The 26,973-nt window shown below is 70.3% G+C and carries 22 protein-coding genes and 3 rRNA genes; 6 read left to right on the top strand and 19 right to left on the bottom strand.

Features of this window, described 5'->3' with window-relative positions; genetic code table 11:
- Positions 1 to 21 precede the first annotated feature (21 nt).
- The gene (locus EIZ62_RS26005; RefSeq protein WP_156696606.1) at positions 22 to 1,665 is read left to right on the top strand and encodes a PucR family transcriptional regulator; all 1,644 of its coding nucleotides are present in this window, start codon (positions 22 to 24) and stop codon (positions 1,663 to 1,665) included.
- Positions 1,666 to 1,702: 37 nt separating this feature from the next.
- On the opposite strand, the gene EIZ62_RS26000 is transcribed toward EIZ62_RS26005, so the two are convergent.
- From EIZ62_RS26000 to EIZ62_RS25975, 6 genes are all read right to left on the bottom strand, one after another.
- Complete coding sequence (locus tag EIZ62_RS26000; RefSeq protein ID WP_156695099.1) at positions 1,703 to 2,785, bottom strand: glycosyltransferase family 4 protein; 1,083 nt, start codon at positions 2,783 to 2,785, stop codon at positions 1,703 to 1,705.
- 91 nt (positions 2,786 to 2,876) lie between these two features.
- Positions 2,877 to 3,620 (bottom strand): hypothetical protein, encoded by a 744-nt coding sequence (locus tag EIZ62_RS25995; RefSeq protein WP_156695098.1) that lies wholly within the window; start codon positions 3,618 to 3,620, stop codon positions 2,877 to 2,879.
- A 135-nt stretch (positions 3,621 to 3,755) separates the two neighbouring features.
- Entirely contained in the window at positions 3,756 to 5,474 is a 1,719-nt protein-coding gene (gene recN / locus EIZ62_RS25990) for a DNA repair protein RecN (protein WP_156696605.1), read from the bottom strand.
- A gap of 471 nt (positions 5,475 to 5,945) precedes the next feature.
- Entirely contained in the window at positions 5,946 to 6,887 is a 942-nt protein-coding gene (locus EIZ62_RS25985) for an NAD kinase (RefSeq protein ID WP_156695097.1), read from the bottom strand.
- The gene (locus EIZ62_RS25980; RefSeq protein ID WP_156695096.1) at positions 6,884 to 7,699 is read right to left on the bottom strand and encodes a TlyA family RNA methyltransferase; all 816 of its coding nucleotides are present in this window, start codon (positions 7,697 to 7,699) and stop codon (positions 6,884 to 6,886) included. Before EIZ62_RS25980 ends, EIZ62_RS25985 begins: the two co-directional genes overlap by 4 nt.
- Before the next feature lie 7 nt (positions 7,700 to 7,706).
- Positions 7,707 to 7,994, bottom strand: a complete 288-nt coding sequence (locus EIZ62_RS25975; protein ID WP_156695095.1) for a hypothetical protein — start codon at positions 7,992 to 7,994, stop codon at positions 7,707 to 7,709.
- Positions 7,995 to 8,036: 42 nt separating this feature from the next.
- Between EIZ62_RS25975 and EIZ62_RS25970 the strand changes: the two genes are divergently transcribed.
- Entirely contained in the window at positions 8,037 to 8,384 is a 348-nt protein-coding gene (locus tag EIZ62_RS25970; protein WP_156695094.1) for an SCP2 sterol-binding domain-containing protein, read from the top strand.
- Positions 8,385 to 8,414: 30 nt separating this feature from the next.
- Here the strand turns inward: EIZ62_RS25970 and EIZ62_RS25965 are convergent, their stop codons facing one another.
- The 4 genes from EIZ62_RS25965 to EIZ62_RS25950 all read right to left on the bottom strand — a co-directional run bounded on the left by EIZ62_RS25965 (position 8,415) and on the right by EIZ62_RS25950 (position 12,573).
- Positions 8,415 to 9,278: an ABC transporter ATP-binding protein gene (locus tag EIZ62_RS25965; RefSeq protein WP_156695093.1), complete on the bottom strand. Its 864-nt coding sequence runs from the start codon at positions 9,276 to 9,278 to the stop codon at positions 8,415 to 8,417.
- Positions 9,275 to 10,318: a FecCD family ABC transporter permease gene (locus tag EIZ62_RS25960; protein ID WP_156695092.1), complete on the bottom strand. Its 1,044-nt coding sequence runs from the start codon at positions 10,316 to 10,318 to the stop codon at positions 9,275 to 9,277. Before EIZ62_RS25960 ends, EIZ62_RS25965 begins: the two co-directional genes overlap by 4 nt.
- The gene (locus EIZ62_RS25955) at positions 10,315 to 11,364 is read right to left on the bottom strand and encodes a FecCD family ABC transporter permease (RefSeq protein WP_167536429.1); all 1,050 of its coding nucleotides are present in this window, start codon (positions 11,362 to 11,364) and stop codon (positions 10,315 to 10,317) included. The genes EIZ62_RS25960 and EIZ62_RS25955 overlap by 4 nt, the downstream gene beginning before the upstream one ends.
- Positions 11,365 to 11,505: 141 nt before the next feature.
- Positions 11,506 to 12,573 (bottom strand): HAD-IIA family hydrolase, encoded by a 1,068-nt coding sequence (locus EIZ62_RS25950; RefSeq protein ID WP_156695091.1) that lies wholly within the window; start codon positions 12,571 to 12,573, stop codon positions 11,506 to 11,508.
- A gap of 74 nt (positions 12,574 to 12,647) precedes the next feature.
- Here EIZ62_RS25950 and EIZ62_RS25945 point away from each other — a divergent pair, with 74 nt between their 5' ends.
- Positions 12,648 to 13,925, top strand: a complete 1,278-nt coding sequence (locus tag EIZ62_RS25945) for a DUF1015 domain-containing protein (RefSeq protein WP_156695090.1) — start codon at positions 12,648 to 12,650, stop codon at positions 13,923 to 13,925.
- A gap of 61 nt (positions 13,926 to 13,986) precedes the next feature.
- Here the strand turns inward: EIZ62_RS25945 and EIZ62_RS32175 are convergent, their stop codons facing one another.
- The 6 genes from EIZ62_RS32175 to EIZ62_RS25920 form a co-directional block, all read right to left on the bottom strand.
- Complete coding sequence (locus tag EIZ62_RS32175; protein WP_208828269.1) at positions 13,987 to 14,715, bottom strand: tetratricopeptide repeat protein; 729 nt, start codon at positions 14,713 to 14,715, stop codon at positions 13,987 to 13,989.
- Complete coding sequence (locus EIZ62_RS32170) at positions 14,694 to 15,722, bottom strand: hypothetical protein (RefSeq protein ID WP_208828306.1); 1,029 nt, start codon at positions 15,720 to 15,722, stop codon at positions 14,694 to 14,696. The genes EIZ62_RS32175 and EIZ62_RS32170 overlap by 22 nt, the downstream gene beginning before the upstream one ends.
- 228 nt (positions 15,723 to 15,950) lie before the next feature.
- Positions 15,951 to 16,067: ribosomal RNA gene (rrf, locus tag EIZ62_RS25935) — 5S ribosomal RNA — on the bottom strand.
- A 109-nt stretch (positions 16,068 to 16,176) separates the two neighbouring features.
- Positions 16,177 to 19,297: ribosomal RNA gene (locus tag EIZ62_RS25930) — 23S ribosomal RNA — on the bottom strand.
- A gap of 299 nt (positions 19,298 to 19,596) precedes the next feature.
- Positions 19,597 to 21,124, bottom strand: a 16S ribosomal RNA gene (locus tag EIZ62_RS25925).
- Together the 16S, 23S and 5S rRNA genes form the textbook arrangement of a ribosomal RNA operon.
- 522 nt (positions 21,125 to 21,646) lie before the next feature.
- Complete coding sequence (locus EIZ62_RS25920) at positions 21,647 to 22,288, bottom strand: DNA-3-methyladenine glycosylase (RefSeq protein ID WP_156695088.1); 642 nt, start codon at positions 22,286 to 22,288, stop codon at positions 21,647 to 21,649.
- 83 nt (positions 22,289 to 22,371) lie between these two features.
- Here EIZ62_RS25920 and EIZ62_RS25915 point away from each other — a divergent pair, with 83 nt between their 5' ends.
- The 3 genes from EIZ62_RS25915 (at position 22,372) to EIZ62_RS25905 (ending at position 24,462) form a co-directional block, all read left to right on the top strand.
- Positions 22,372 to 23,154 carry a sporulation protein gene (locus EIZ62_RS25915; protein WP_156695087.1) on the top strand — a complete coding sequence of 261 codons (783 nt, stop codon included), beginning with the start codon at positions 22,372 to 22,374 and terminating at the stop codon, positions 23,152 to 23,154.
- A gap of 51 nt (positions 23,155 to 23,205) precedes the next feature.
- On the top strand, positions 23,206 to 23,742 hold the full coding sequence (locus EIZ62_RS25910) for a YbhB/YbcL family Raf kinase inhibitor-like protein (protein WP_156696603.1): 537 nt from the start codon (positions 23,206 to 23,208) through the stop codon (positions 23,740 to 23,742).
- 165 nt (positions 23,743 to 23,907) lie between these two features.
- Complete coding sequence (locus tag EIZ62_RS25905) at positions 23,908 to 24,462, top strand: HNH endonuclease (RefSeq protein ID WP_156695086.1); 555 nt, start codon at positions 23,908 to 23,910, stop codon at positions 24,460 to 24,462.
- 78 nt (positions 24,463 to 24,540) lie between these two features.
- On the opposite strand, the gene EIZ62_RS25900 is transcribed toward EIZ62_RS25905, so the two are convergent.
- The 3 genes from EIZ62_RS25900 to EIZ62_RS25890 all read right to left on the bottom strand — a co-directional run bounded on the left by EIZ62_RS25900 (position 24,541) and on the right by EIZ62_RS25890 (position 26,918).
- Entirely contained in the window at positions 24,541 to 25,311 is a 771-nt protein-coding gene (locus tag EIZ62_RS25900; RefSeq protein ID WP_156695085.1) for a sulfite exporter TauE/SafE family protein, read from the bottom strand.
- A 76-nt stretch (positions 25,312 to 25,387) separates the two neighbouring features.
- Positions 25,388 to 26,350 carry an SPFH domain-containing protein gene (locus EIZ62_RS25895; protein ID WP_156695084.1) on the bottom strand — a complete coding sequence of 321 codons (963 nt, stop codon included), beginning with the start codon at positions 26,348 to 26,350 and terminating at the stop codon, positions 25,388 to 25,390.
- Positions 26,351 to 26,489: 139 nt separating this feature from the next.
- Positions 26,490 to 26,918 carry an NfeD family protein gene (locus EIZ62_RS25890; protein WP_156695083.1) on the bottom strand — a complete coding sequence of 143 codons (429 nt, stop codon included), beginning with the start codon at positions 26,916 to 26,918 and terminating at the stop codon, positions 26,490 to 26,492.
- Between the last annotated feature and the right edge of the window lie 55 nt (positions 26,919 to 26,973).

Genomic DNA, 26,973 nt, shown 5'->3' with positions numbered 1-26,973 from the left:
GCGTCCGGCCGTATGACCAGCATGAACGATCAGGGCGGAATCACCGTGCAGCGGGCGCTGGAGCTGCCCGGGCTGCGCGGGGGGCTCCCGGAGGTGGTCGCCGGGGCGGACCGGCTGCACCGGACGGTGCGCTGGGTGCACGCCGGTGAGGTGCCGAACATCGCGTCGCTGCTCAAGGGCGGCGAACTGCTGCTGACGACCGGCCTGGGTCTGGGGACGCGCCCGGCTGAGCAGCGGGAGTTCGTGCGCCGGCTGGCCGAGCGTGGGATCGCGGCCCTGGTGGTGGAGCTGGGCCCGCGGTTCTCCCGGCTGCCGGCGACGATCGTGGAGACGGCACGGGCGGCGGGCCTGCCGCTGGTGCAGCTGCACCGGGAGGTCGCCTTCGTCTCGGTGACGGAGGAGGTCCACACCGAGATCGTCAACGGCCACTACGCGCTGCTGCGGCAGGCCGAGGACGTGCACCGGCGGTGCACGGAGGCGGTGCTGGGCGGCGGGGGCGTGCCGCAGGTGCTGGAGATCCTCGCCGGGTTCGCCGCCAACCCCGTGTTCCTGGAGACCGCGGACGGCCGGCTGCTGTTCGCCGCGGGCGGCGGTGCGGGGCCCGATCCGCTCCAGGTGTGGGAGGGGCTGCGCGGCCAGCGGGAGGCACGGGAGGCGGGGCCGCCGACGGGTGCGGTACTGGTCGACGTGCCGGGCGGCGGAACGGGCCCGGGGGCGGGCACGGGGTCGGTCCGCGCCCGTCTCGTCCTGCTCGCCGTGTCCGGGAGGCTGCTGCCCGTCCACCGGATGGCGGCGGAACGGGCCGCGGGCATCCTCGCGGTCGTACTGATGCAGGCGCGGCAGGAGGAGGAGCTGGCGGCCCGGGGCCGGGGCGACTTCCTCAACGACCTCGCGGAGGGCCGGATCACCGCCGACGACGCGCCCGCGCAGGCCCGGGTGCTGGGTTTCAAGCCCGGTGCCGGACCGCTGCTGCCGGTCGTGATGCGGCTCGGCTCCGGTGGGACGCCGTCCGGCAACTGGTCGCTGCTGGCCCGCGCGGTGCTGGAGGAGCTCGCGGCCGTGGGCGTGCCCGTACTGCTGGGCGTGCGGCCCGTCGAGGGCCGGGTGCCGCTCCTGGTCGGTCTGCGCGCGGAGCCGGAGCGGACCGCGGTCGCCGACCGGGTGGCCGCGGCGCTGCGGGCGGGTGTGGCGCGGGCGGGCCTTGAGCACACGTCGGGCGGCCACCCGCCGGTCGTCGTCGTGGGCGTCGCGGGCGGCTGGGCGGCGGCCTCGGCGGGGCTGCGGCACGCGGCGGAGACGGCCACCGCGGCGCAGGGCCTGCCGGACCGGCCCTGGTACGACGCGCGGCGCCTGGACATCGACCTGCTGCTGTGGCGGCTGCGCGCCCATGGCGAGGGCGCCGCCCTGGCCGCGTTCGTGGACCGGGCGATCGGCCCGCTGCGCGAGCACGACCGGACGTCGCGCCCCGCCCTGCTCCCCACGCTCCAGACGTACCTGGCGCACGCGGGCCGCAAGGCGGAGACGGCGCGCGAGCTGCACCTCAACCGCCAGACGCTCTACAACCGGCTGGCCCGCATCGGCGAGCTGCTGGGCACGGACCTGGACGACCCGCAGACGGTCCTGGCCCTCTCCCTGGCCCTCCGGGCCCGCCGCCACGTCCCCTGACGGCGGACCGTCGACCCACGGCTCGCGCCGGCCGCGTTCAGAAGCCCGCGCGCAGCTCGTCGTACACGCTCAGCACCTGCGCGACGGTCTCGTCCTCCGTCGGCCATGTCGCCGCCTGCCGCCGCCCCGCTTCCGCGAGGGCGTCGCGACGTGCCGGGTCCGCGAGCAGCGCGGACACCGCGGCGGCCAGGGCGTCCGCGTCCCCGTAGGGCACGAGTTCGGCCGCGTCGCCGACGAGTTCCGGTACCCCGCCCACCGCCGTCGCGACCAGCGGTACGCCGAGCCGCAGCGCCTCCTGGGCGAGCGGGGCGCGGGCCTCCCAGCGGCTGGGGAGCACCGCCACGTCCGCCGCCGCGAGCAGTGCCGTGACGTCGTCGCGCCGGCCGAGCAGCCGCACCGGCAGCCCGTCCGCGTCGATCCGCCGCTGGAGCGCGGCGCGTTGCCGCCCCTCCCCCGCGACGGCGAGCAGCGGCGCCGGGTCGTGCCGGAGCCAGAGCCGCGACGCGTCGAGCAGCGTGCCGTACCCGCGGTGCGGCTCCAGTGCGCCGACGGCCATCAGCAAGGGCCGGTCCATGGCGCCGAGTTCGGCGCGCGCCTTGCCCGCCTGCGCCTCGCCGACGTCCGTGCGCGGCGCGGGTACGGAGACGGGCCCCAGCCGCGCGTCACGGGCGCCCCGCCGCCGGGCGCGGTCGACGAGCCCGGACGACGTGCCGAGCACAACGGCCGCCGCCCGTACGGTCTTTCGCTCCATGAGCCGCACCAGCCGGCCGCGGGCGCCCTCGGCGTGCGTCAGGGTGTGCCACGTCACGACCAGCGGTACGCGCTGCTGGCCCAGCGCCAGCACGGCCCGCACCGAGGCGTGCAGCCCGTGCGCGTGCACCACGTTCGCGCTCGCGCACGCCATGCGCAGCGCGCCGATGGCGACCGGGTCGCTGCGGTGCGGCACGGGCAGGAAGTGCGCGCCGGTGCCCAGGAAGTCGTAGTCGTGGTCCAGTTCGGCAGGGGCGCACACGGTCACCCGCACGCCCCTCGCCACGAGCCCGGCGGTCAGTGATCTGACGTGAGCGCTGCTGCCCGCGCTGTCGCCGCCCAGCACCTGGACCGTATGCAGCTGTGTCACGCGCCCAAGGATGCCAGTCCGTACGGACGTTCCGGCACCGCCGGAGCGGAGTGGCCGTGTCGCGCGGCGTTAATCGGTCACCCGCGTTCACTCACACGGGTGATCCCGCGAGTCGGCTGACGGTGTCCCCGCACACGGCCGCCGCGACGAGCCCGGCCGCGTGGAGCGCGAGTCCGGGCCGCCCGTTGACGGCGGCGACCGCCGTGCCGAGCACCGCGCCCAGAGCGTGCGCGCCCGCGTCTCCGAGCATGGTGCGCTCACCGAGGTCGTCGGCGAGGACGGCGGCCGCGGCGCCCACCGGCGCGGCGGCGAGGGGCCCGCGCAGGAGGCCGGGGGCGCCGAGCGCGAGCACCGCGAGGGCGGCCCGGCCGGGCCGTACGTCCACCAGGTTGACGAAGTGGGCGGTACCGGCGACCACCACGCCCGCGAGGACCTTGTCGGCGGGCCGCTCCTTGAGCAGCGCGCCCGCGACCAGCCCCGCGGCGCCGATCCCGAAGAGCTTGACCGCGCCGCTGGTGACCTCGCCGTCGCCGAGGGCGCCCAGGTGCGCCCGGAAACCCCGCCGGTGGTCGCCCCGGACGTCGTCGTACGCCCCGCACATCCCCGCCGCGAGCCCGGCCACCACGGCGGCGCCCCGCTCCCGGCCACGGGCCGTGGGCAGCGCCCCGAGCACCGCGCCGACGGTCGTGGCGGGCCCGGCGTACAGGTCGACGGTCCGCCCGGCGTAGTTCCGCCGCTCCCACCGCTCGTCGCGGCGCCGCCGCAGCACGGCGTACGCGGCCCGGGTGGCCCCGGCGGCGACGGCCAGCCCCACGGCCCTGCTGAATCCGCTCATGCGGTCACCCTAGGAGCGCGGCGCCCGGCGCCCGGCACCGGGTGCGGAAGCCCCAGCGGGGGCTCCAGCGGACGCCGCGGCGGCGCGGGCGTGCGGGACGGGGTCCGGGCCACGGGCAGGCAGGGCCCGGACGTGTCAGGCGTCGGCCCTGGCCGTCTCCAGCAGCTCCTCGGCGTGCGCCCTGGCCGTCTCCGAGTCCTCCTGGCCGGCCAGCATCCGCGACAGCTCCCGCACGCGGTCCTCGCCCTCCAGGACGGTGACTCCGGAGCGGGTCACGGACCCGTCGTTGGTCTTCTCGACCAGCAGTTGCCGGTCGGCGAACGCCGCCACCTGCGGGAGGTGGGTGACCACGACGACCTGCGCCGACTTGGCGAGCTTGGCGAGCCGCCGGCCGATCTCCACGGCCGCCTTGCCGCCGACGCCCGCGTCGACCTCGTCGAAGAGGTACGTCGGCACCGGGTCCGTACCGGCGAAGACGACCTCGACGGCGAGCATCACGCGGGAGAGCTCACCGCCCGACGCGCCCTTGGCGATGGGCCGGGGCGGGGCGCCCGGGTGCGGGGCGAGCAGCAGCTCGACCTCGTCCGCGCCGGCCGGCCCGTACGCCACGGTCCGGCCGCCGACCTCGACCCCCTCGGGGTCCTCGGTCTGCCGGATGTCGAACGACACGCGCGCGTGCGGCATGGCGAGCGAGGCCAGCTCGGCGGTGACGGCGTCGGCGAACCGCGCCGCCGCCTCGGTCCGGGCGTCCGTCAGGGCCTGGGCGAGTGCGGACAGTTCGGCGCGCAGGGCGTCCCGTTCGGCCGTCAGCGCCTCGATCCGGTCGTCGTCGCCGTCCAGCTCGGTGAGCCGGGCGGCGCCGTCCTCCGCCCAGGCGAGGACGGCGGCGACGTCGGTGCCGTACTTGCGGGTGAGGGCGGTCAGCGCGGCGCGGCGCTCCTCGACGGCCGCCAGGCGCCGGGGGTCGGCGTCCAGGTTGTCGGCGTATCCGGCGAGTTCGCCCGCCACGTCCGCGAGGAGGATCGCGATCTCACCCATGCGGTCGGAGAGCGCGGCGAGGGCCGGGTCGTGCGCCCGGACGGCCTCCAGCGCCCGCTGGGCGCCTCCGACGAGGGTGGTCGCGTCGAGGACCTCCGGGTCCTCCGGGTTGCCCGCCAGCGCCCCGTGGGCGAGCGCCGCGGCGGACGCGAGGGCCTCGGCGTGCCCGAGGCGCTCGGCCTCGGCGGCCAGTTCGGCGTCCTCGCCCGCGCGGGGCTCGACCGCCTCGATCTCGGCCAGCCCGAAGCGCAGCAGGTCGGCCTCCTGCGCCCGCTCGCGGGCGCGCGTGGTCAGCTCCTCCAGCCGGCCGGTGACCTCGCGCAGCCGCCGGTAGGCGCCGGTGTACGCGGCGAGCGGTACGGCGACGGCGTCGCCCGCGTACCGGTCGAGCGCGCCGCGCTGCCGGGCGGGCTTGAGGAGCCCCTGCTGGTCGGTCTGTCCGTGGACGGCGACGAGTTCGTCGGCCAGCTCGGCGAGCATGCCGACCGGCACGGAGCGTCCGCCCAGGTGCGCCCGGGAGCGGCCCTCGGCGGAGATGGTGCGGCTGATGAGCAGCGCGCCCTCGTCCAGTTCGGCGCCCGCTTCCTCGGCCCGTACCGCCGCGGCGGCGCCGGGCGGCACGCTGATGCGGCCCTCGACGACGGCGGACGGTGAACCGATCCGGACCAGGGCGGGGTCGGCGCGCCCGCCGAGCAGCAGCCCGAGGCTGGTCACGACCATGGTCTTGCCCGCGCCGGTCTCGCCGGTCACCGCGGTGAAACCGGGTGACAGCTCGACCACCGCGTCGTCGATGACTCCGAGCGACCGTATCCGCATCTCCTCCAACACGGGGAAGACCTTACGAGGTCCGGGGGCCACTGTGCGACGGCCCCCGCCCCGCGTCGCCGAAGCCGCAGGTCGCGGCGGGGGCGTGGCGGTGGTCTGTCACCCGCCGGAGTGGGCGGGGCGAGGGGGGGTGGGGACAACCCCAGGCCGATCGGGGCACCAGCCGGATGGTCCCGGCGTGGCCGCGCCAGCACCATGATCACTATGAGTATCGAACCGGCTCTCGCCCCGCTGCGCGTCCACCGGCCGACCTCCGCCCCTCGCCCGGCTGCGGCTGCGGCTGCGGCCGTGGCGGCAGGGTTCCCGCTGGGCGGAGCGCCGGCCCGGGTGTGGTTCGGCGGAACGTGCCGGTGCGGCCGGTGGCGCGCCGCCGGGTGGTCACCGTGGTCCAGGCCACCGCACGGCCGAGCGCACCCTCGCACCGCCCCGGCCGGGCCACGCGTCGGCCGCCCCCGTCGCGGGTCAGTGCGGCGCGCCCCGCCAGCCCGACACCGGGAGGGCGAACTTCGCCACCAGCCGGTCGGTGAACGACGCGTGGTGCAGCCGTGCCAGGCGTACGGGCACCGCGCCGCGCCGGACCTCCACCCGGGCCCCGGCGGGCAGTTCGATGGTGCGCCGCCCGTCGCACCACAGCACCCCGTCCGGGGTGTGCGGCTCGACCTCCACCGCCAGCACCGAGTCCGGCGTCGTCACCAGCGGCTTGGCGAACAGCGCGTGCGCCCCGATCGGCACCATCAGCAGCGCCTCGACCTCGGGCCAGATCACCGGCCCGCCGGCGGAGAAGGCGTAGGCCGTCGAGCCGGTCGGCGTCGCGCAGATCACCCCGTCGCAGCCGAAGCCGGTCACGGGCCGGCCGTCGATCGCCAGGACGACCTCCAGCATGCGTTCCGGAGACACCTTCTGCACGGCGGCCTCGTTGAGCGCCCAGTCGCTGTAGAGCACGTCGCCGTTGTTGTGCACGGTGACGTCCAGCGTCATGCGCTCCTCGACCTCGTAGGCCCGGGTGACGACCCGGTCCACGACCTTGTCGAGGTCGTCGCGCTCGGCCTCCGCGAGGAAGCCGACCCGCCCGAGGTTCACGCCGAGCATCGGGACCCCCGAGGCGCGGGCGAACTCCGCGCCGCGCAGCAGCGTCCCGTCGCCGCCGAGGACGATCAGCAGCTCGCACCCGTCCAGCACGTCGGGCGACGCCTCCGGCACCGTCTCCACCGTCGGCGGCAGCGGCAGGTCGGCCGCCTCGGCGGCGAGGACGCGTACGCCGAGTCCGCTGCGCAGCAGGCCCAGCACGACCAGCTCGGCGCTGCGGATCGCCGCCGGACGGCCGGTGTGCGCGAGCAGGAAGACGGTGCGGGGTCCGGCGGCCGCCGGATCCGCCGTCGCCGGAAACGATGTCGATGAAGTCAACGGGGTCCCTCCGCCACGGCGCGTTCCACATCCGCCGGATCCAGGGCGGGCGCGCCGGCCCGCAGCCACAGAAAGTACTCGACGTTGCCGGACGGGCCGGGCAGCGGGCTGGCGGTGACGCCCAGCACGCCGAGGCCCAGTTCACCGGCCTGGCGCGCCACCGTGCGCACCGCCTCGGCGCGGAGGTCCGGGCTGCGGACCACCCCGCCGCTGCCGAGGCGTTCCTTGCCCACCTCGAACTGCGGCTTCACCATCAGGACCAGGTCGGCGTCCGGCGCCGACACACCCGCCAGGGCCGGCAGCACCAGCCCCAGCGGGATGAACGACAGGTCGCCCACCACCAGATCCACCGGCTCTCCGTCGATCGCGTCCAGCGTCAGTTCACGCACGTTGGTACGGTCCTTGACCGTGACGCGTTCATCGCTCTGGAGCGACCAGGCGAGCTGCCCGTAGCCGACGTCGACGGCCACCACGTGCGCGGCCCCGGCGCGCAGCAGGACGTCGGTGAACCCGCCCGTCGACGCCCCGGCGTCCAGCGCCCGCCGCCCCTCGACCTTCAGCCCGAGCGGCACGAAGGCCGCGAAGGCGCCGGCCAGCTTGTGCCCGCCGCGCGAGACGTAGTCGGGGTCGTCGTCGTCCTGCGCCACCACGATGGCGGCGGCGGTCTCGACCTGGGTGGCGGCCTTGGTGGCGGTGTTGCCGCCGACGGTGACCCGCCCCGCCGCGATCAGCTGGCTCGCGTGTTCGCGCGAGCGGGCGAGCTTCCGGCGCACCAGCTCGGCGTCGAGACGGCGGCGTGCGACTCCTGCCACGTTCGGTTCAGCTCCTGTGTTCGTACGAAGGCGACGGCTGGGGGTGTGCGTCGAGCGCGGCGAGCGCCTCCCGCAGCCCCCGGTGTACATCCTCGTACACCTCCAGGTGCCCGTCCGCCGGGAGGTGGTCGGCGTCGGCCAGCCGCTCCAGGCCGGCGTCGACCCGGGGGTGCCCGGTGGGCGTCCGTTCCACCCCGAGGGGCGCGGGTGCCGCCGGTTCGTACGTCTCCCCGGGCGCGTCCGCACCGGGTGCGTCCTCTGCGGCCTCCGGCGGCTCGGGCATCACGTCGCTCATGCCCAGACGCTACCGCGAAGGGCTGAGGTACGGTCGGTCCCGATGGCCACGATCGAGGAGTGCCGCAGCGCACTCGACAAGCTCTCCGACACCCTCCGGCACGCGAACGGCGAGGTGCGCAGCGCCGCGGCGCTGGACCGCTCCCTCAGCTGCCACATCACCGACCTCGACACCACCTTCAACGGCCGCCTCGCGGGCGGCCGGATCGAGGTGGTGGACCAGCAGGACGGCCCGCCCGCCGAGAAGGCCGAGATCCGGCTGGCCATGACCGGCGACGACCTGGTGGCGCTGGTGGACGGCGAGCTGAACTTCGCCAAGGCGTGGGCGGTGGGCCGCGTCAGGCTGGAGGCCGGCTTCCGCGACCTGATGCGCCTGCGCTCCCTCCTGTAGCGGCCGCTGTCACTCCCCCAGCACCGGCGGTCACTTCTCCAGCGTCTGGAGCGCGGCGGCGGTACGGGCCTTGCGCGCCGCCGGCACGACGAGCGGGGTGCCCGTCTCGGGGTCCTCGATGACCTGGCAGCGCAGCCCGAAGACCCGCTCGACCAGCTCGGCGGTGACCACCTCCGACGGCGGCCCCTCCGCGACGATCTCCCCGCCGCGCACGGCGATCAGGTGCGTGGCGTACCGGGCCGCGTGATTGAGGTCGTGCAGCACGGCGACCAGCGTGCGGCCCTGCGTCTCGTGCAGCTCGGCGCACAGGTCGAGCACGTCGATCTGGTGCTGGATGTCGAGGTAGGTCGTCGGCTCGTCGAGCAGCAGCAGCGGGGTCTGCTGGGCGAGCGCCATCGCGATCCACACGCGCTGCCGCTGCCCGCCGGAGAGCTCGTCGACGTACCGGTCGCCCAGCTCGCCGACGCCGGTCGCGTCCATCGACTCGGCGACGATCCGCTCGTCCTCCGGGGACCACTGGCGCAGCAGCCCCTGGTGCGGGTAGCGGCCGCGCGCGACGAGGTCCGCGACGGTGATGCCGTCCGGGGCGATCGACGACTGCGGCAACAGGCCCAGGGTCCTGGCGACCTTCTTGGCGGGCATGGAGTGGATGGTCTGGCCGTCCAGCAGCACCCGGCCCTCCGTCGGCTTCAGCATCCGCGCCAGGGCCCGCAGCAGGGTCGACTTGCCGCAGGCGTTGGGCCCGACGATCACCGTGAAGGAGTTGTCGGGTATCCGGACCGACAGGTCCCGGGCGATGATCCGCTGCTCGTAGGCGAGGGTGACCGCCTCGGCGCTCAGGCGCTGCTGCATGGACGTACTCCTGGCGTTCTTCTCTTGGTTCTCGGTGGTCATATCCGGCCCGCCTTGCGCTCGGTCACCAGCAGCCACAGCAGGTAGACACCGCCGACGACACCGGTCACGACGCCGACCGGCAGTTGCCGCTCACCGAAGGCGTTGGTGGCGGTCCAGTCGGCGACCAGCAGCAGGGCGGCGCCCATGAGGGCGGAGGCGGCGAGGTTGGGGCCGGGTGAGCGGGTGAGGCGGCGGGCGAGCTGCGGCGCGCTGAGCGAGACGAAGGTGATCGGACCCGCGGACGCCGTGGCGACGGACACCAGCAGCACCGCCGCCCCCATCAGCACCAGGCGCGTCCGTTCCACCTTCACACCGAGCGCGTACGCCGCGTCGTCGCCCATCTCCAGCATCCGCAGCGGGCGGCCGTACGCCAGCGTCAGCGGCACGAGCACGGCGCACACCCCGAGCAGCGGCCAGAACTGGGCCCAGTCACGGCCGTCGAGGGTGCCCGTCATCCACAGCACGGCCCGGGTGGCGTCGATCAGGTCGGCCTTGGTGATCAGGTAGTGGATGACGGCGGTCAGCATGGCGGCGGCGCCGATGCCGACGAGCACCAGCCGGAAGCCGTGCACGCCGCGCTTCCAGGCGAGCAGGTAGATCAGGACGCCGGTGACCACGCCGCCCGCGACCGCGCCGCCGGCCACCGCCGCGGAACCGCCTCCGAAGAGCACGATCACGGTCAGCGCGCCGACGGTGGCGCCCTGCCCGAAGCCGATGATGTCGGGGCTGCCGAGCGGGTTGCGGGACACCGACTGGAAGACGGCGCCACCGAGGCCCAGGGACGCCCCGACCAGGATCGCCACCAGCACCCGCGGCAGCCGCAGGTCCTGGACCACGAACTCCTGCGCCATGGTGCCGTCGCCGAGGAGCGTGGCGACGACGTCCCCGGGCGCGATCGGGAAGTCACCGCTGCCGATGAGGACGACCCCGGCGGCCAGGGTCACCACGGTCAGCGCCAGGACGGCGAGGGCCGCGCGCGGCTCGTAGCGGAGGGACAGCCCGCCGGGTGTGCGCAGGGCCTTGGCGGTACGCGTGCTCACAGCTGGGCCATCCTCTTGCGGCGTACGAGGTGGATGAAGACGGGCCCGCCGACGAGCGCGGTCACGATGCCGACCTGCAACTCGGAGGGCCGGACCATGACCCGGCCCAGCACGTCGGAGCCGAGCAGCAGCACGGGCGACAGAACGGCCGCGTACGGCAGGATCCAGCGCATGTCCGGGCCGGTCAGGGCGCGGACCAGGTACGGCACCATCAGGCCGATGAAGACGATCGGCCCGCACGCGGCGGTCGCGGCGCCGCACAGCAGCGTCACCGCCACCATGCCGAGGACGCGCGTCCGGCTCAGGTGCGCGCCCAGCGCGCGGGCCGTGTCGTCGCCCAGCTCCATGGCGTTCAGCGGCCGCGCGATGAGCAGCGCGAGGGCGACGCCCACGACGATGAACGGCGCCACGCTGCGGATCGTCGCCGCGTCGGCGTTGGCCAGCGAGCCGACCGTCCAGAACCGCAGCCGGTCCAGGGCGGCCGAGTCCAGCAGCTGCACGGCGTTGACGTACCCGTACAGCGCGGCGGTCGCCGCCGTACCCGCCAGCGCGAGCCGTACCGGCGTGGCGCCACGGCTGCCGCCGAGGACGTACACCAGCACCGACACGACCGCGGCCCCCAGGAACGCGAACCACACGTAGCCGCTCAGGGAGGTGACGCCCAGGAAGCTGATGGCGGTGACGACGGCCGCCGCGGCACCGGCGTTCACGCCCAACAGGCCGGGTTCGGCGAGCGGGTTGCGGGTGAGCGCCTGCATCACCGCGCCGGACAGGCCGAGCGCGACGCCGACGAGCACCCCCAGGACGGTCCGGGGCACACGCAGGTCCTGGATGAGGACGTCGTTGCCCGTACCGGAGTTGTGGAACAGGCCGTGCCACACGTCACCGAGCGGGACCGGCTTGGCCCCGACCATGATGCTCGCGACACAGACCAGCAGCAGGACGGCGACGGACACGAGGAGTCCGGCCAGGCGTGCCGAACGGCGGCGCCCGGGCGACTCGGCTGAGGTGTCCGCGCTCTGTTCGGGGGGACTGTCGACCAACACCCGGTTAGGTTAGCCTACCTTGGCTTTTGTGCCATGGCCGGGCGGTCGGACCCCGCCCGGCCCGGCTCCCGCCGGCCCTCGGATCACGTCCGCCTCGCCCGTCTCCCCTCCTCCCCCTTCTCCCCCTTCTCCCGCGACGGATCACCACCCCAGCGCGGCCAGCGCCTTCCCCGCGTCCAGCGTGCACGAACCGTCCCCGGCGTGCGTCCACGCCGCCGCGCACAGCGCCCGCAGCCCGTCCAGCGCCGGCGCCCCGGGGCGAGCGTCCGCGCCGCCGTCCCCTTCCCCGGCGCGTTCGACCACCAGCGCGTCACCGCGGACACCGGCCGTCCAGTCACCGCACCGGAATCCGTCGGCGGCCGAGCCCGTCACCTCCGGCTGCCCGGTCAGCAGCCCCCGCAGATCGGCGTCCACGTACGTCGGCCGGTGCTCCGGCACCGCGGCCAGCAACCGCGCCGCGTCCGTCACCCCGGTCAGCACGAGCAACGAGTCGACACCCCCGTTGAACGCCCCCTCGATGTCGGTGTCCAGCCGGTCCCCCACCACCAACGGCCGCTCCGCGCCCGTCCGCAGGATCGTCTCCCGGTGCATCGGCGGCAGCGGCTTGCCCGCCACCTGCGGCTCCGCGCCCGTCGCGATCCGCACCACCTCCACGGCGGCACCGTTCCCCGGCGCGATGCCCCGGCCGCTCGGGATCGTCAGATCGGTGTTCGAAGCGAACCACGGCACCCCCCGGGCCACCGCGTACGACGCCTCCGCGAACCGCCCCCACGGCAACTCCAGCCCCCCGTACCCCTGCACCACCGCGGCCGGGTCGTCATCGGCGGACTCCACCGGCTCCAGCCCGCGCTCACGCAGCGCGACCCGCAACCCCTCCCCACCGATCACCAGCACCCGCGCCCCCCGCGGCACCTGCTCGGCGATCAGCCGGGCCACCGCCTGCGCGGAGGTGATCACATCGGCCGGCCCGGCCGGCACCCCCAGCTCCGTCAGGTGCGCGGCGACGGCGTCCGGCGTCCGGAGCGCGTTGTTGGTGACGTACGCGAGGTGCATCCCGCCGTCACGGGCGACCTCCAGCGACTCCACCGCGTGCGCGATCGCCTCACCGCCCGCGTACACCACCCCGTCCAGGTCCAGCAGCGCCGTGTCGTACGCCTCGCTCAGCGCACCCGCGCTGCCGCCCGGCCGGTTCCTGACCCGCTGCTCCATGTCCCGCACTCCTCGTTCCGGCCGCAATTGCCCCCGATCATCGCTCATACCCTCGATCCACATACGATGCAGGGATGGACACAAGAGGTTCTGCGGCCAACGGCGGTCTGCGCCTGACACCTTTCCGCGGACTGCGCTATGTACCGGAACGGGTCGGGAGTCTCGCCGCGGTGACCTCTCCCCCGTACGACGTCGTCGTCCGGCCCGACGGGGTGCACCATCTCCAGTCGGCCGACCCGTACAACATCGTCCGGCTGATCCTCCCGCAGGCCGCCACCAGCGAGGCCCGCCACCGCCAGGCCGCCGACACCCTCCGGTCCTGGCTCGCCGAAGGCGTCCTCGCCGCGGACACCGAACCGGCGCTGTACGTGTACGAGCAGCGCAAGGGCGACCTCCTCCAGCGCGGCCTCATCGGGGCCCTGGAACTCAGCACCCCCGCCGAGGGCATCGTCCTGCCCCACGAGGACGTCATACCGCACGTCGTCGAGGACCGCGCGTCCCTGATGCGCACGACGGCCGCGAACCTCGACCCGCTGCTCCTGACCTACCGGGGCAACGGCACCGCCACCGGCGCGACCGCCGTCATCGAGCGCACGGTCCTGCGGGCACCGCTCCTCTCCACCACCACCGAGGACGGCATGAGCCACCGTCTGTGGTCCGTCACCGACCCGGCCGCGCTGGCCGAGGTCGCCGACGACCTCGGCCGGCACCAGGCACTCATCGCCGACGGCCACCACCGCTGGGCCACCTACCTCCGCCTGCGCGAGGAGCACCCGCCCGGCCCCTGGAACTACGGCCTCGTGCTCCTCATCGACACGGCCCGCTACCCGCTCCAGGTCCGGGCCATCCACCGGCTCCTGAACCACCTCCCGGTCGCCGACGCGCTCCGCCTCCTCGGCGACGCCTTCCGCGTCCGTACGGTGGAGGGCCCCCTCCCCGCCGCCCTGGACGCCCTCGCCACCGCCGCCCGCGACGGCAACGCCTTCGTCCTCGCCGGCGACGGCCGCTTCCACCTCGTCGACCGCCCCTCCCCGGACCTCGTGGCCCGTACGGTCCCGGCCGACCGCCCCGACGCCTGGCGCGCGCTCGACGCGACCGTGCTGCACGCCACGCTCATCGACCACGTCTGGCGCGTCCCGGACACCCCCGAGGGCATCACCTACATCCACGACGCCCAGGCCGTCGTCGAACAGGCCGAACGCCGCGGCGGCACGGCCGTCCTGATGCACCCGGTACGCGAGGACGTCGTCCGCGACCTCGCCCGCCAGGGCGTCACCATGCCGCGCAAGTCGACCTCGTTCGGCCCGAAGCCCGCGACGGGCCTGGTGCTGCGGAGCCTGGACGTCGACTGACCGGTTCCGGACACGCGAAAGGGGCGGCACCCGCGAGGGATGCCGCCCCTTTCACCTCACCTCAGTCCCGCGGCTCGACGCCCGCGTCGCCCTCGCCGGTCTCGGACTCCTCCACGGCGGCGTCGACGAACTCGACCCCGTCCAGCTCGGCGAGCCGGTCGGACGCGTCGGTCGACCCGTCCTTGTCGGCCTCCAGCGCCTTGGCGAACCACTCGCGCGCCTCGGCCTCACGCCCCGCCTCCAGCAGCGCGTCGGCGTACGCGTACCGCAGACGGGCCGTCCACGGCTGTACGGAGTTCGACGCCAGCTCCGGGCTCTGCAGGGTCACGATGGCGGCGTCCAGCTGCCCCATGTCCCTGCGCGCCCCGGCGGCCACCAGGCGCATCTCGACCTGGCCGGCCTTGTCGAGCTTCTGCACCTCGGGCTCCCCGGCCATCGCCATCGCCCGCTCGGGCCGGCCCATGCCGCGCTCGCAGTCGGCCATCACCGGCCACAGCTCCACACTGCCCGTCATCCGCCGGGCGGCCCGGAACTCGGCCAGCGCCTCGGCGTACTTCTGCGTGGCGTACGCGGCGAAGCCCGCGGCCTCCCGCACGGCGGCCACGCGCGAGGCGAGCCGCAGCGCGATGCGCGAGTACGCGTACGCCTTCTCGGGGTCCTCGTCGATGAGCTTGGCGACCATCACCAGGTTCCTGGCGACGTCCTCGGCCAGGGTCTTCGGCAGGCTCATCAGCTCCTGCCGCACGTCCTTGTCGATCTCGTCCCCGGTCACGTCCTCCGGGATGGGCAGCCGCTTGATCGGCTCCCGGTCGCGGTCACGCCGGTCCCGGTCGTCGCGCCGGAACCCACCACGGTCGTCACGCCCCCGGTAACCGCCGCGGTCACGGTCGTCCCGCCGCGGCCCACGCGCACGGTCGTCGCGGCGGTCGTCGCGACGGAACCCGCCACGGTCGTCGCGGCGGTCGTCACGCCGGTCATCGCGGCGAGGCGCCCGGTCGTCGCGCGGGAAGCCGCCCCGGTTGTCGTCGCGCCGGTCGTCGCGGCGGTAGCCGCCCCGGTCGTCGCGGGGGAAGCCGCCACGGTTGTCGTCGCGGCGGTCATCGCGACGGAACCCGCCACGATCGTCACGGCGGTCATCGCGCCGGTCATCGCGGCGGAAGCCACCGCCCCGGTTGTCATCCCGACGGTCGTCGCGACGGAACCCGCCGCCACCACCGCCACCGCCGGCCGGACGCCCGCCCCGGTCGTCGCGCCGGTCATCCCGGCGGTAGCCGCCCCGGTCGTCACGGGGGAAGCCGCCACGGCTGTCGTCGCGGCGGTCATCGCGACGGAACCCGCCACGATCGTCACGGCGGTCATCGCGCCGGTCATCGCGGCGGAAGCCACCGCCCCGGTTGTCATCCCGCCGGTCGTCACGCCGGAACCCGCCGCCACCGCCACCGCCGGCCGGACGCCCACCCCGGTCATCCCGACGGTCATCCCGGCGGTCATCGCGGCGGTCATCGCGGCGAGGCGCCCGGTCGTCGCGCGGGAAGCCGCCCCGGTTGTCGTCACGGCGGTCGTCGCGACGGAAGCCACCCCGATTGTCGTCACGGCGGTCGTCGCGGCGGGGAGCCCGGTCATCACGGCGGAAGCCGCCACGGCTGTCGTCACGGCGGTCGTCACGCCGGTCGTCACGCCGGTCGTCACGCCGGAACCCGCCGCCACCGCCGACGGGTCGCCCACCACGGTCGTCACGGCGGTCATCGCGACGGTCATCGCGACGGAAGCCACCGCCACCGCCACGGTTGTCATCACGCCGCGGTCCGCGGAAGCCGCCCCGGTCACCACCGTCCCTGCGACGCGGCTCGCGCTCCGGACGATCGTCGGAGGAGTTGGTGGACATGGGTAAGGCTCCTGTCTTCGGGTACCGCAGTCATTCTCGCGCAGTCGGTCGCCCGTCGCGCTTCGAGAAAAAAGATCAGCAAAACAAAAAGGACCCTTGGTCCCAGCATGAACGCTGGGACCAAGGGTCCTAGAAAGATTGTTCGGCGGCGTCCTACTCTCCCACAGGGTCCCCCCTGCAGTACCATCGGCGCTGAAAGGCTTAGCTTCCGGGTTCGGAATGTAACCGGGCGTTTCCCTAACGCTATGACCACCGAAACCCTATCGGGTTCTAGCGAACAAGCACACTCTTCAATTAAGTAGTGAAACTGGTTCAACCGGTGCGACTGTTCGCAACCCGGGAACCACACAGTGGACGCGAGCAACTGAGGACAAGCCCTCGGCCTATTAGTACCGGTCAACTCCACCCATTACTGGGCTTCCATATCCGGCCTATCAACCCAGTCGTCTACTGGGAGCCTTACCCTCTCAAGGAGGTGGGAATACTCATCTCGAAGCAGGCTTCCCGCTTAGATGCTTTCAGCGGTTATCCCTCCCGAACGTAGCCAACCAGCCATGCCCTTGGCAGAACAACTGGCACACCAGAGGTTCGTCCGTCCCGGTCCTCTCGTACTAGGGACAGCCCTTCTCAATATTCCTACGCGCACAGCGGATAGGGACCGAACTGTCTCACGACGTTCTAAACCCAGCTCGCGTACCGCTTTAATGGGCGAACAGCCCAACCCTTGGGACCGACTCCAGCCCCAGGATGCGACGAGCCGACATCGAGGTGCCAAACCATCCCGTCGATATGGACTCTTGGGGAAGATCAGCCTGTTATCCCCGGGGTACCTTTTATCCGTTGAGCGACGGCGCTTCCACAAGCCACCGCCGGATCACTAGTCCCGACTTTCGTCCCTGCTCGACCCGTCGGTCTCACAGTCAAGCTCCCTTGTGCACTTACACTCAACACCTGATTGCCAACCAGGCTGAGGGAACCTTTGGGCGCCTCCGTTACCCTTTAGGAGGCAACCGCCCCAGTTAAACTACCCATCAGACACTGTCCCTGATCCGGATCACGGACCCAGGTTAGACATCCAGCACGACCAGAGTGGTATTTCAACGACGACTCCACCTGAACTGGCGTCCAAGCTTCACAGTCTCCCACCTATCCTACACAAGCCGAACCGAACACCAATATCAAACTGTAGTAAAGGTCCCGGGGTCTTTCCGTCCTGCTGCGCGAAACGAGCATCTTTACTCGTAGTGCAATTTCACCGGGCCTATGGTTGAGACAGTCGAGAAGTCGTTACGCCATTCGTGCAGGTCGGAACTTACCCGACAAGGAATTTCGCTACCTTAGGATGGTTATAGTTACCACCGCCGTTTACTGGCGCTTAAGTTCTCAGCTTCGCCCCACCGAAATGGAGCTAACCGGTCCCCTTAACGTTCCAGCACCGGGCAGGCGTCAGTCCGTATACATCGCCTTACGGCTTCGCACGGACCTGTGTTTTTAGTAAACAGTCGCTTCTCGCTGGTCTCTGCGGCCACCCCCAGCTCGAGCAGCAAGTGCTCTCACCAGTGATGGCCCCCCTTCTCCCGAAGTTACGGGGGCATTTTGCCGAGTTCCTTAACCATAGTTCACCCGAACGCCTCGGTATTCTCTACCTGACCACCTGAGTCGGTTTAGGGTACGGGCCGCCATGAAACTCGCTAGAGGCTTTTCTCGACAGCATAGGATCATCCACTTCACCACAATCGGCTCGGCATCAGGTCTCAGCCTTAACGTGTGACGGATTTGCCTATCACACGGCCTACACCCTTACCCCGGGACAACCACCGCCCGGGCTGGACTACCTTCCTGCGTCACCCCATCGCTTACCTACTACAGGTCTGGTCCGTCGGCTCCACCACTTTCCTTTCCCCGAAGGGTCCGGAACGGCTTCACGGACTTAGCATCGCCTGGTTCGATACTGGGCGTTTCAAAGCGGGTACCGGAATATCAACCGGTTGTCCATCGACTACGCCTGTCGGCCTCGCCTTAGGTCCCGACTTACCCTGGGCAGATCAGCTTGACCCAGGAACCCTTAGTCAATCGGCGCACACGTTTCTCACGTGTGTATCGCTACTCATGCCTGCATTCTCACTCGTGAACCGTCCACAACTCGCTTCCGCGGCTGCTTCACCCGGCACACGACGCTCCCCTACCCATCACAGCGGGCGTTGGCCCGTATGCTGCAATGACACGACTTCGGCGGTACGCTTGAGCCCCGCTACATTGTCGGCGCGGAATCACTTGACCAGTGAGCTATTACGCACTCTTTCAAGGGTGGCTGCTTCTAAGCCAACCTCCTGGTTGTCTCTGCGACTCCACATCCTTTCCCACTTAGCGTACGCTTAGGGGCCTTAGTCGATGCTCTGGGCTGTTTCCCTCTCGACCATGGAGCTTATCCCCCACAGTCTCACTGCCGCGCTCTCACTTACCGGCATTCGGAGTTTGGCTAAGGTCAGTAACCCGGTAGGGCCCATCGCCTATCCAGTGCTCTACCTCCGGCAAGAAACACACGACGCTGCACCTAAATGCATTTCGGGGAGAACCAGCTATCACGGAGTTTGATTGGCCTTTCACCCCTAACCACAGGTCATCCCCCAGGTTTTCAACCCTGGTGGGTTCGGTCCTCCACGAAGTCTTACCTCCGCTTCAACCTGCCCATGGCTAGATCACTCCGCTTCGGGTCTTGAGCGCGCTACTAAATCGCCCTGTTCGGACTCGCTTTCGCTACGGCTTCCCCACACGGGTTAACCTCGCAACACACCGCAAACTCGCAGGCTCATTCTTCAAAAGGCACGCAGTCACGACACAGAGACAAGTCTCTGTGCGACGCTCCCACGGCTTGTAGGCACACGGTTTCAGGTACTATTTCACTCCGCTCCCGCGGTACTTTTCACCATTCCCTCACGGTACTATCCGCTATCGGTCACCAGGGAATATTTAGGCTTAGCGGGTGGTCCCGCCAGATTCACACGGGATTTCTCGGGCCCCGTGCTACTTGGGTGTCTCTCAAACGAGCCGCATGAGTTTCAGCTACGGGGGTCTTACCCTCTACGCCGGACCTTTCGCATGTCCTTCGCCTACCCATACGGTTTCTGACTCGTCTCACAGCCGGCAGACTGTGAAAGAGAGATCCCACAACCCCGCATGCGCAACCCCTGCCGGGTATCACACGCATACGGTTTGGCCTCATCCGGTTTCGCTCGCCACTACTCCCGGAATCACGGTTGTTTTCTCTTCCTGAGGGTACTGAGATGTTTCACTTCCCCTCGTTCCCTCCACACTGCCTATGTGTTCAGCAGTGGGTGACAGCCCATGACGACTGCCGGGTTTCCCCATTCGGAAACCCCCGGATCAAAGCCTGGTTGACGGCTCCCCGGGGACTATCGTGGCCTCCCACGTCCTTCATCGGTTCCTGGTGCCAAGGCATCCACCGTGCGCCCTTAAAAACTTGGCCACAGATGCTCGCGTCCACTGTGCAGTTCTCAAGCAACGACCAGCCACCCATCACCCTGCCACTCACGCGGCAAGTTCACTGGGGCCGGCATCGCAGAAGGGCGAGCAACGCTCGCACCCTCAGACACCCAACAGCGTGCCCGGCACGATCAGATCAGGTTCACGTTCCACGCCGAAGCAGTACTAGTGACCCTCACGAACCGTGCCGAATAATCAACGTTCCACCCATGAGCTGACCACCGTCGAACGTTTGCCGACGTAGTGGCTCTGGATTCCTTGCGGAATCTAGATGCTCCTTAGAAAGGAGGTGATCCAGCCGCACCTTCCGGTACGGCTACCTTGTTACGACTTCGTCCCAATCGCCAGTCCCACCTTCGACAGCTCCCTCCCACAAGGGGTTGGGCCACCGGCTTCGGGTGTTACCGACTTTCGTGACGTGACGGGCGGTGTGTACAAGGCCCGGGAACGTATTCACCGCAGCAATGCTGATCTGCGATTACTAGCAACTCCGACTTCATGGGGTCGAGTTGCAGACCCCAATCCGAACTGAGACCGGCTTTTTGAGATTCGCTCTGCCTCGCGGCTTCGCAGCTCTTTGTACCGGCCATTGTAGCACGTGTGCAGCCCAAGACATAAGGGGCATGATGACTTGACGTCGTCCCCACCTTCCTCCGAGTTGACCCCGGCAGTCTCCTGTGAGTCCCCATCACCCCGAAGGGCATGCTGGCAACACAGAACAAGGGTTGCGCTCGTTGCGGGACTTAACCCAACATCTCACGACACGAGCTGACGACAGCCATGCACCACCTGTATACCGACCACAAGGGGGCGACCATCTCTGGCCGTTTCCGGTATATGTCAAGCCTTGGTAAGGTTCTTCGCGTTGCGTCGAATTAAGCCACATGCTCCGCTGCTTGTGCGGGCCCCCGTCAATTCCTTTGAGTTTTAGCCTTGCGGCCGTACTCCCCAGGCGGGGAACTTAATGCGTTAGCTGCGGCACCGACGACGTGGAATGTCGCCAACACCTAGTTCCCAACGTTTACGGCGTGGACTACCAGGGTATCTAATCCTGTTCGCTCCCCACGCTTTCGCTCCTCAGCGTCAGTAATGGCCCAGAGATCCGCCTTCGCCACCGGTGTTCCTCCTGATATCTGCGCATTTCACCGCTACACCAGGAATTCCGATCTCCCCTACCACACTCTAGCCTGCCCGTATCGAATGCAGACCCGGGGTTAAGCCCCGGGCTTTCACATCCGACGTGACAAGCCGCCTACGAGCTCTTTACGCCCAATAATTCCGGACAACGCTTGCGCCCTACGTATTACCGCGGCTGCTGGCACGTAGTTAGCCGGCGCTTCTTCTGCAGGTACCGTCACTTTCGCTTCTTCCCTGCTGAAAGAGGTTTACAACCCGAAGGCCGTCATCCCTCACGCGGCGTCGCTGCATCAGGCTTTCGCCCATTGTGCAATATTCCCCACTGCTGCCTCCCGTAGGAGTCTGGGCCGTGTCTCAGTCCCAGTGTGGCCGGTCGCCCTCTCAGGCCGGCTACCCGTCGTCGCCTTGGTAGGCCATTACCCCACCAACAAGCTGATAGGCCGCGGGCTCATCCTTCACCGCCGGAGCTTTCCACCACTGAGGATGCCTTCAGTGGTCGTATCCGGTATTAGACCCCGTTTCCAGGGCTTGTCCCAGAGTGAAGGGCAGATTGCCCACGTGTTACTCACCCGTTCGCCACTAATCCCCCACCGAAGTGGGTTCATCGTTCGACTTGCATGTGTTAAGCACGCCGCCAGCGTTCGTCCTGAGCCAGGATCAAACTCTCCGTGAATGTTTACCCGTGATCGGGTTGACACTCGCGTTGAGCGGAACCGGAGGGGAGGAATAGTCCCCTCGGTTCACAGCGTCCTCGCTGTGTCTTCTTCAAAGGAACCTCGACCATCCGTTGGATGGACGGGGTATCAACTAATCTGGCGTTGATTTTTGGCACGCTGTTGAGTTCTCAAGGAACGGACGCTTCCTTTGTACTCACCCTTGCGGGTTTTCCTCCGGGCGCTTCCCTTCGGTATTTCGTGTTTCCAACCCTACCAGATCCTTTTTCCGTTCCGTTTCCGGTTCGGATTCTGTTTCCGGTGGCCGTTGGAGGGCCTTTGCCTTTCGGCGCTTCCACCACTTTAGACCATTTCCTCGGCGACTCATAATCAAGTCGCTCGGATTTCATTCCGGGCATACCGAAAAGACGAAACCCGTTGAGGATGTCGATCTTGGATGGTGGATGGCTGCTCCCGGGCGCCTTGAACGGCAGGCCCAGCTCTTGCAGCTCGGTAGACACTAGGCGCTTCGGCTCCCCAAGTCAACCCCTCCTCCGGCGCGGTGCGTGGGCGCGGTAGGGGCTGACCGTGGGGTCGCCGTCGATCCAGAAGCGCCAGGGGTGGGTGGCCCCTTCGCCGCCGACACCGGTTCGCGGACCGTTGCTGACCTGGGCGGCCGGGATCGGCGCCCCCGTGAGCACGGACAGCGGGGACGAGGGGCCGGCGCAGGCGTCGGTGCCGTCCAGGGTGCGGTCGACGTCCAGGGCAGTGGCCAGGCGTGCGGGGCCCTTGGCCAGTTCCCTGTCGTTGCGGGCCGAGAGCCGGCGTTTGCGGGCGAGCTCCTGGCCCACCCGGACCTCACCGGCCCGCAGGAGGACTCCGCTCGCCCGGCCCTCGGGTCCGCACACCAGGTTGAGGCAGTGCCACATGCCGTAGGTGAAGTAGACGTAGGCGTGACCGGGCGGGCCGAACATCACGGCGTTGCGGGCGGTGCGGCCACGGTAGGCGTGGGAGCCTGGGTCGGCCTCGCCCGCGTACGCCTCGACCTCGGTGAGGCGGAGTTCGATGGGGCCGTCGTCCGTCATCCGTACGAGGGTGCGGCCCAGCAGGTCCGGGGCGACCTCCAGTACGGGGCGGTCGAAGAAGTCTCGCGGGAGCGGCGTACGGTCGGGGCTCTCGATCATGTCGTACGAGCGTACTGGGAACCGGCCGCGGTCCTTCCGCGTATGCGGGTATGTAGGGGTCCGGATCCGAAAAGGAGTGAAACATGGGGTTCAAGAAGCTGCTCGCGAGCCTGGGTGCGGGGGGCGCGTCGGTCGAGACGGTGCTCACCGAGGCGAACGTCGTGCCCGGTGGAGTCGTCCAGGGCGAGGTGCGCATCCAGGGCGGCTCGGTGGATCAGCGGATCGAGGGGCTGTCGGTCGGGCTGCAGGCCCGGGTCGAGGTCGAGGGTGGTGACCAGGAGTACAAGCAGGACGTCGAGTTCACCAAGGTGCGGCTCGGCGGCGCCTTCGAGGTGAAGGCGCAGGCGGTGCACGTGGTGCCGTTCGGGCTGGACATCCCCTGGGAGACGCCGGTGACGACGATCGCCGGGCAGCAGCTGCGCGGCATGGACATCGGGGTGACCACGGAGCTCGAGATCGCGCGGGCCGTGGACTCCGGTGACCTGGACGCGATCAACGTGCACCCGCTGCCGGCGCAGCAGGCGATCCTGGACGCGTTCATCCAGCTGGGCTTCCGGTTCAAGAGCGCGGACATGGAGCGCGGGCACATCCGGGGGACGCGGCAGAAGCTGCCGTTCTACCAGGAGATCGAATTCCTGCCGCCGCAGCAGTACCGGGGGCTGAACCAGGTGGAGCTGACGTTCGTCGCGGACGAGCGTGAGATGGACGTCGTCCTGGAGATGGACAAGAAGCCGGGGCTGTTCAGCGAGAGCAGCGACTCGTACCGGGCCTTCAAGGTAGGGCTGAACGACTTCCAGGGCACCGACTGGGCCGCCTACCTGAACCAGTGGCTCGCCGATGTGGGTGGGCGCCGCAACTGGCTCTAATCTCGGCGGAGGATCAGTGAGGAACAGCGAAACGGAGGTTCTGACGTGACCGTGGGCGAGGAGAAGAGGGCGCCGCTCCCTCACGACTTCCATCCGCAGGTGCCGTCCTTCACGGTGGTGAGCGACGACGTCGTGCCCGGTGCCGAGCTGGCGGACGGGCAGGTCTACGCGAAGGGCAACACCTCGCCGCACCTGCGGTGGGAGGGCTTCCCGGCGGAGACCAGGAGCTTCGCCGTGACGTGCTTCGACCCGGACGCGCCGACGGGCAGCGGGTTCTGGCACTGGGTGCTCTTCGACGTCCCGGCGTCGGTCACGGAGTTGCCGGCGGGTGCGGGATCCGGGAAGTTCGAGGGTCTGCCCGAGGGGGCGGTGCACGTCCGCAACGACTACGGGTCGAGGGACTTCGGCGGTGCGGCGCCGCCGGCGGGCGAGGACCACCGGTACGTCTTCACCGTCTACGCGGTGGACACCGAGAAGCTGGGGCCGGACGCGGACGCGTCGCCGGCGGTCGTGGGGTTCAACCTCCGGTTCCACACGCTGGCGCGTGCTCAGCTGGTCGGTCACTACGCGGAACCCGCCGAGAGCTGACCGTTCGCCTGGTGTTTGCCCGCTCCTGGTCTTGGAGAGATCAGGAGCGGGCATCTTTCGTTGCGCACGGGATATTGCGTTGTCCAACCCGGCGCGCCCGGCCAGAGTTGGTCCCGGCCCCAGGCCCGCCAGGAGGGCAGGGCCGGCATACGGGAGGTGGGCGGGATGCGGGACACGCTGGTACTCAACGCGAGCTTCGAGCCGCTGTCGACGGTGACGCTGAACCGTGCGGTGGTTCTGGTGCTCCAGGACAAGGCCGTCGTCGAGCAGGAGCATCCCCGGCTGCGTATGCGGGCGGCCGCCGTCGAACTTCCGGTGCCGCGGGTGATCAGGCTCTGCCGGTACGTGCGGGTGCCGTTCCGAAGACAGGCCCCGTGGTCGAGACGGGGTGTGCTGGTGCGGGACCAGCACCGGTGCGCGTACTGCGGGAGGCGCGCGACGACCGTGGACCACGTGGTGCCGCGGGCGCAGGGCGGCGGGGACAACTGGCTGAACACGGTGGCGTCCTGCGCGGAGGATAACCACCGCAAGGCGGACCGTACGCCGGAGCAGGCGGGTATGCCGCTGCTGCACCAGCCGTTCGTACCGTCGCCGGCGGACGCGATGCTGCTGGCGCTCGGGGTGCGGGACCGGGCGGAACTGCCGGAGTGGCTGGGGCGGTCGGGGCAGCCCGGCCAGTCGGGCCCGCCGGGCCCGTCCGGTGTCCCAGTGGCCGCATGAGTCGCGGGAGCCGTATGAGCCGCGGGGTGTGATCGCAGGGCGGTGGCCCGTCTCGTCGTGACACGAGACGGGCCTTCCTCATCTCCTGGCGACGAGCTGGATGATCGCGAGGGTGCCGACCACGATGATCACGGCGCGCAGCGCGGCGGGTGGGAGGCGCCGGCCGACCTTGGCGCCGATCTGGCCGCCGATGGTGGAGCCGACGGCGATCAGCAGGACCGCCGTCCAGTCGAAGTGGGCGACGAAGAGGAAGAAGAGCGCGGCGATGCTGTTGACGACGGCGGCGAGGACGTTCTTCACCGCGTTGAGCCGCTGCATGGTGTCGTGGAGCAGCATGCCCATGAGGGAGAGGTAGATGATCCCCTGGGCGGCGGTGAAGTAGCCGCCGTAGATGCTGGCGAGGAACAGGCCCGTGATGAGGAGTGGTCCGCCGTCGGGGTTGCCGGGGGTGCCTTCGCGGTCGCGGTGGCGCTGGACGGCCCTGGAGATGCGGGGTTGCAGGAGGACCAGGACGAGGGCGAGGGCCACCAGGACGGGGACGATGGTCTCGAAGGCGGTGGAGGGCAGGAGGAGCAGCAGTATGGCGCCGCCGAGTCCGCCCGCCGCGGCGGCGGTGCTGAGGCGCAGGATGCGACGGCGCTGGCCGGTGAGTTCGGCGCGGTAGCCGATGGCGCCGCTGATGGAGCCGGGGATCAGGCCGAGGGCGTTGGAGACGGTGGCGGTGACCGGTGGGAGGCCGGTGGCGACCAGCACGGGGAAGGTGATCAGTGTGCCGGATCCGACGATGGTGTTGATCGTGCCGGCGCCGACGCCCGCGGCGAAGACGGCGAGCATCTCCCAGATCGTCACGCTGTGCCCTTCGTGCGGGATCGGTGCTTGCAGGATCGGTGCTTGATGCACTGATCATGCACGAAGGGCGGGTGTCTCAGTCGACCGGGGGCTCTTCGCGGCGCTGGGCCGGGGGGCGCTCCTTGCCGCTGCCGCCGGTGCCGCCGGTGTTGAAGCCGGGGGCGCCGCTGCCGAGGTTGCCGAAGGCGCCGGACAGGCCCTTGAGGGCGTCGCCGATCTCGCTGGGCACGATCCAGAGCTTGTTGGCGTCACCCTCGGCGATCTTCGGGAGCATCTGGAGGTACTGGTAGGAGAGGAGCTTCTGGTCGGGGTCGCCGGCGTGGATGGCCTCGAAGACCGTGCGGACGGCCTGGGCCTCGCCCTCGGCGCGGAGGGCGGCGGCCTTGGCCTCGCCTTCCGCGCGGAGGATCGCGGACTGCTTCTCACCCTCGGCGGTGAGGATCTGCGACTGGCGGATGCCTTCGGCGGTGAGGATCGCGGCGCGCTTGTCGCGGTCGGCGCGCATCTGCTTCTCCATCGAGTCCTGGATGGAGGTCGGAGGCTCGATGGCCTTCAGCTCGACGCGGTTGACGCGGATGCCCCACTTGCCGGTGGCTTCGTCGAGTACGCCGCGGAGGGCCGCGTTGATCTCCTCGCGGGAGGTGAGGGTCCGCTCCAGGTCCATGCCGCCGATGATGTTGCGGAGGGTGGTGACGGTGAGCTGCTCGATCGCCTGGATGTAGCTGGCGACTTCGTAGGTCGCGGCGCGGGCGTCGGTCACCTGGTAGTAGATGACGGTGTCGATGTTCACGACCAGGTTGTCCTGGGTGATCACCGGCTGGGGCGGGAAGGGGACGACCTGTTCACGCAGGTCGATCCGGTTGCGGATCGAGTCGATGAACGGGACGACGATGTTCAGTCCCGCGTTGAGGGTGCGGGTGTAGCGGCCGAAGCGCTCGACGATGGCGGCGCTGGCCTGCGGGATGACCTGGATCGTCTTGATCAGGGCGATGAAGACGAGCACCACCAGGATGACCAGGACGATGATGACTGATGGCATCGTGTGTTCCCCGTGCCCTTCGCTGCCGGTTGTCTGCCGGTTCGTTGCCGGTTGGTTCGATGATCGAGTTTCGCAGACGGCGGGGCCGTGCGTGCGCCGTTCGGCGGTAGTTGACCGGGTTACGGTGCCTGACGCTCCATCACATCACCACGGCGGTCGCTCCGTCGATCTCGACCACGTCGACCTGCCGGCCGGGTTCGAAGACCTGGTCGGTGTCGAGGGCGCGGGCGGACCAGATCTCACCGGCCAGTTTGATGCGGCCCCCGCTGCCGTCGACGCGTTCGAGCACGACGGCCTGCCGGCCCCGCAAGGCGTCGACGTTGGTGGCGTGTTGTGGCCGTCCGTCGCGGTGGCGGGCCGCGATGGGGCGTACCACGGCGATGAGCGCGACGGAGACGGCGGCGAAGACCACCACCTGGGCCACCAGGCCGAAGCCGAGGCTCGCGGTGAGGGCTCCGGCGATCGCCCCGACGGACAGCATTCCCAATTCCGGCATCGCGGTCAGCACGAGCGGGATGCCGAGCCCCACCGCGCCGATCAGCCACCAGACCCATGCGTCGATGTCCACCTGGTCATGGTAGGACCGGGTGCCGGTCCACGGACAGGGCGCGGAGGGCACGGTG

It is taken from the genome of Streptomyces ficellus, from assembly GCF_009739905.1.
Classification (GTDB): domain Bacteria; phylum Actinomycetota; class Actinomycetes; order Streptomycetales; family Streptomycetaceae; genus Streptomyces; species Streptomyces ficellus_A.
Note: the sequence above shows the minus strand (reverse complement) of the source record. Positions and strands in the feature narration are given on the sequence as shown.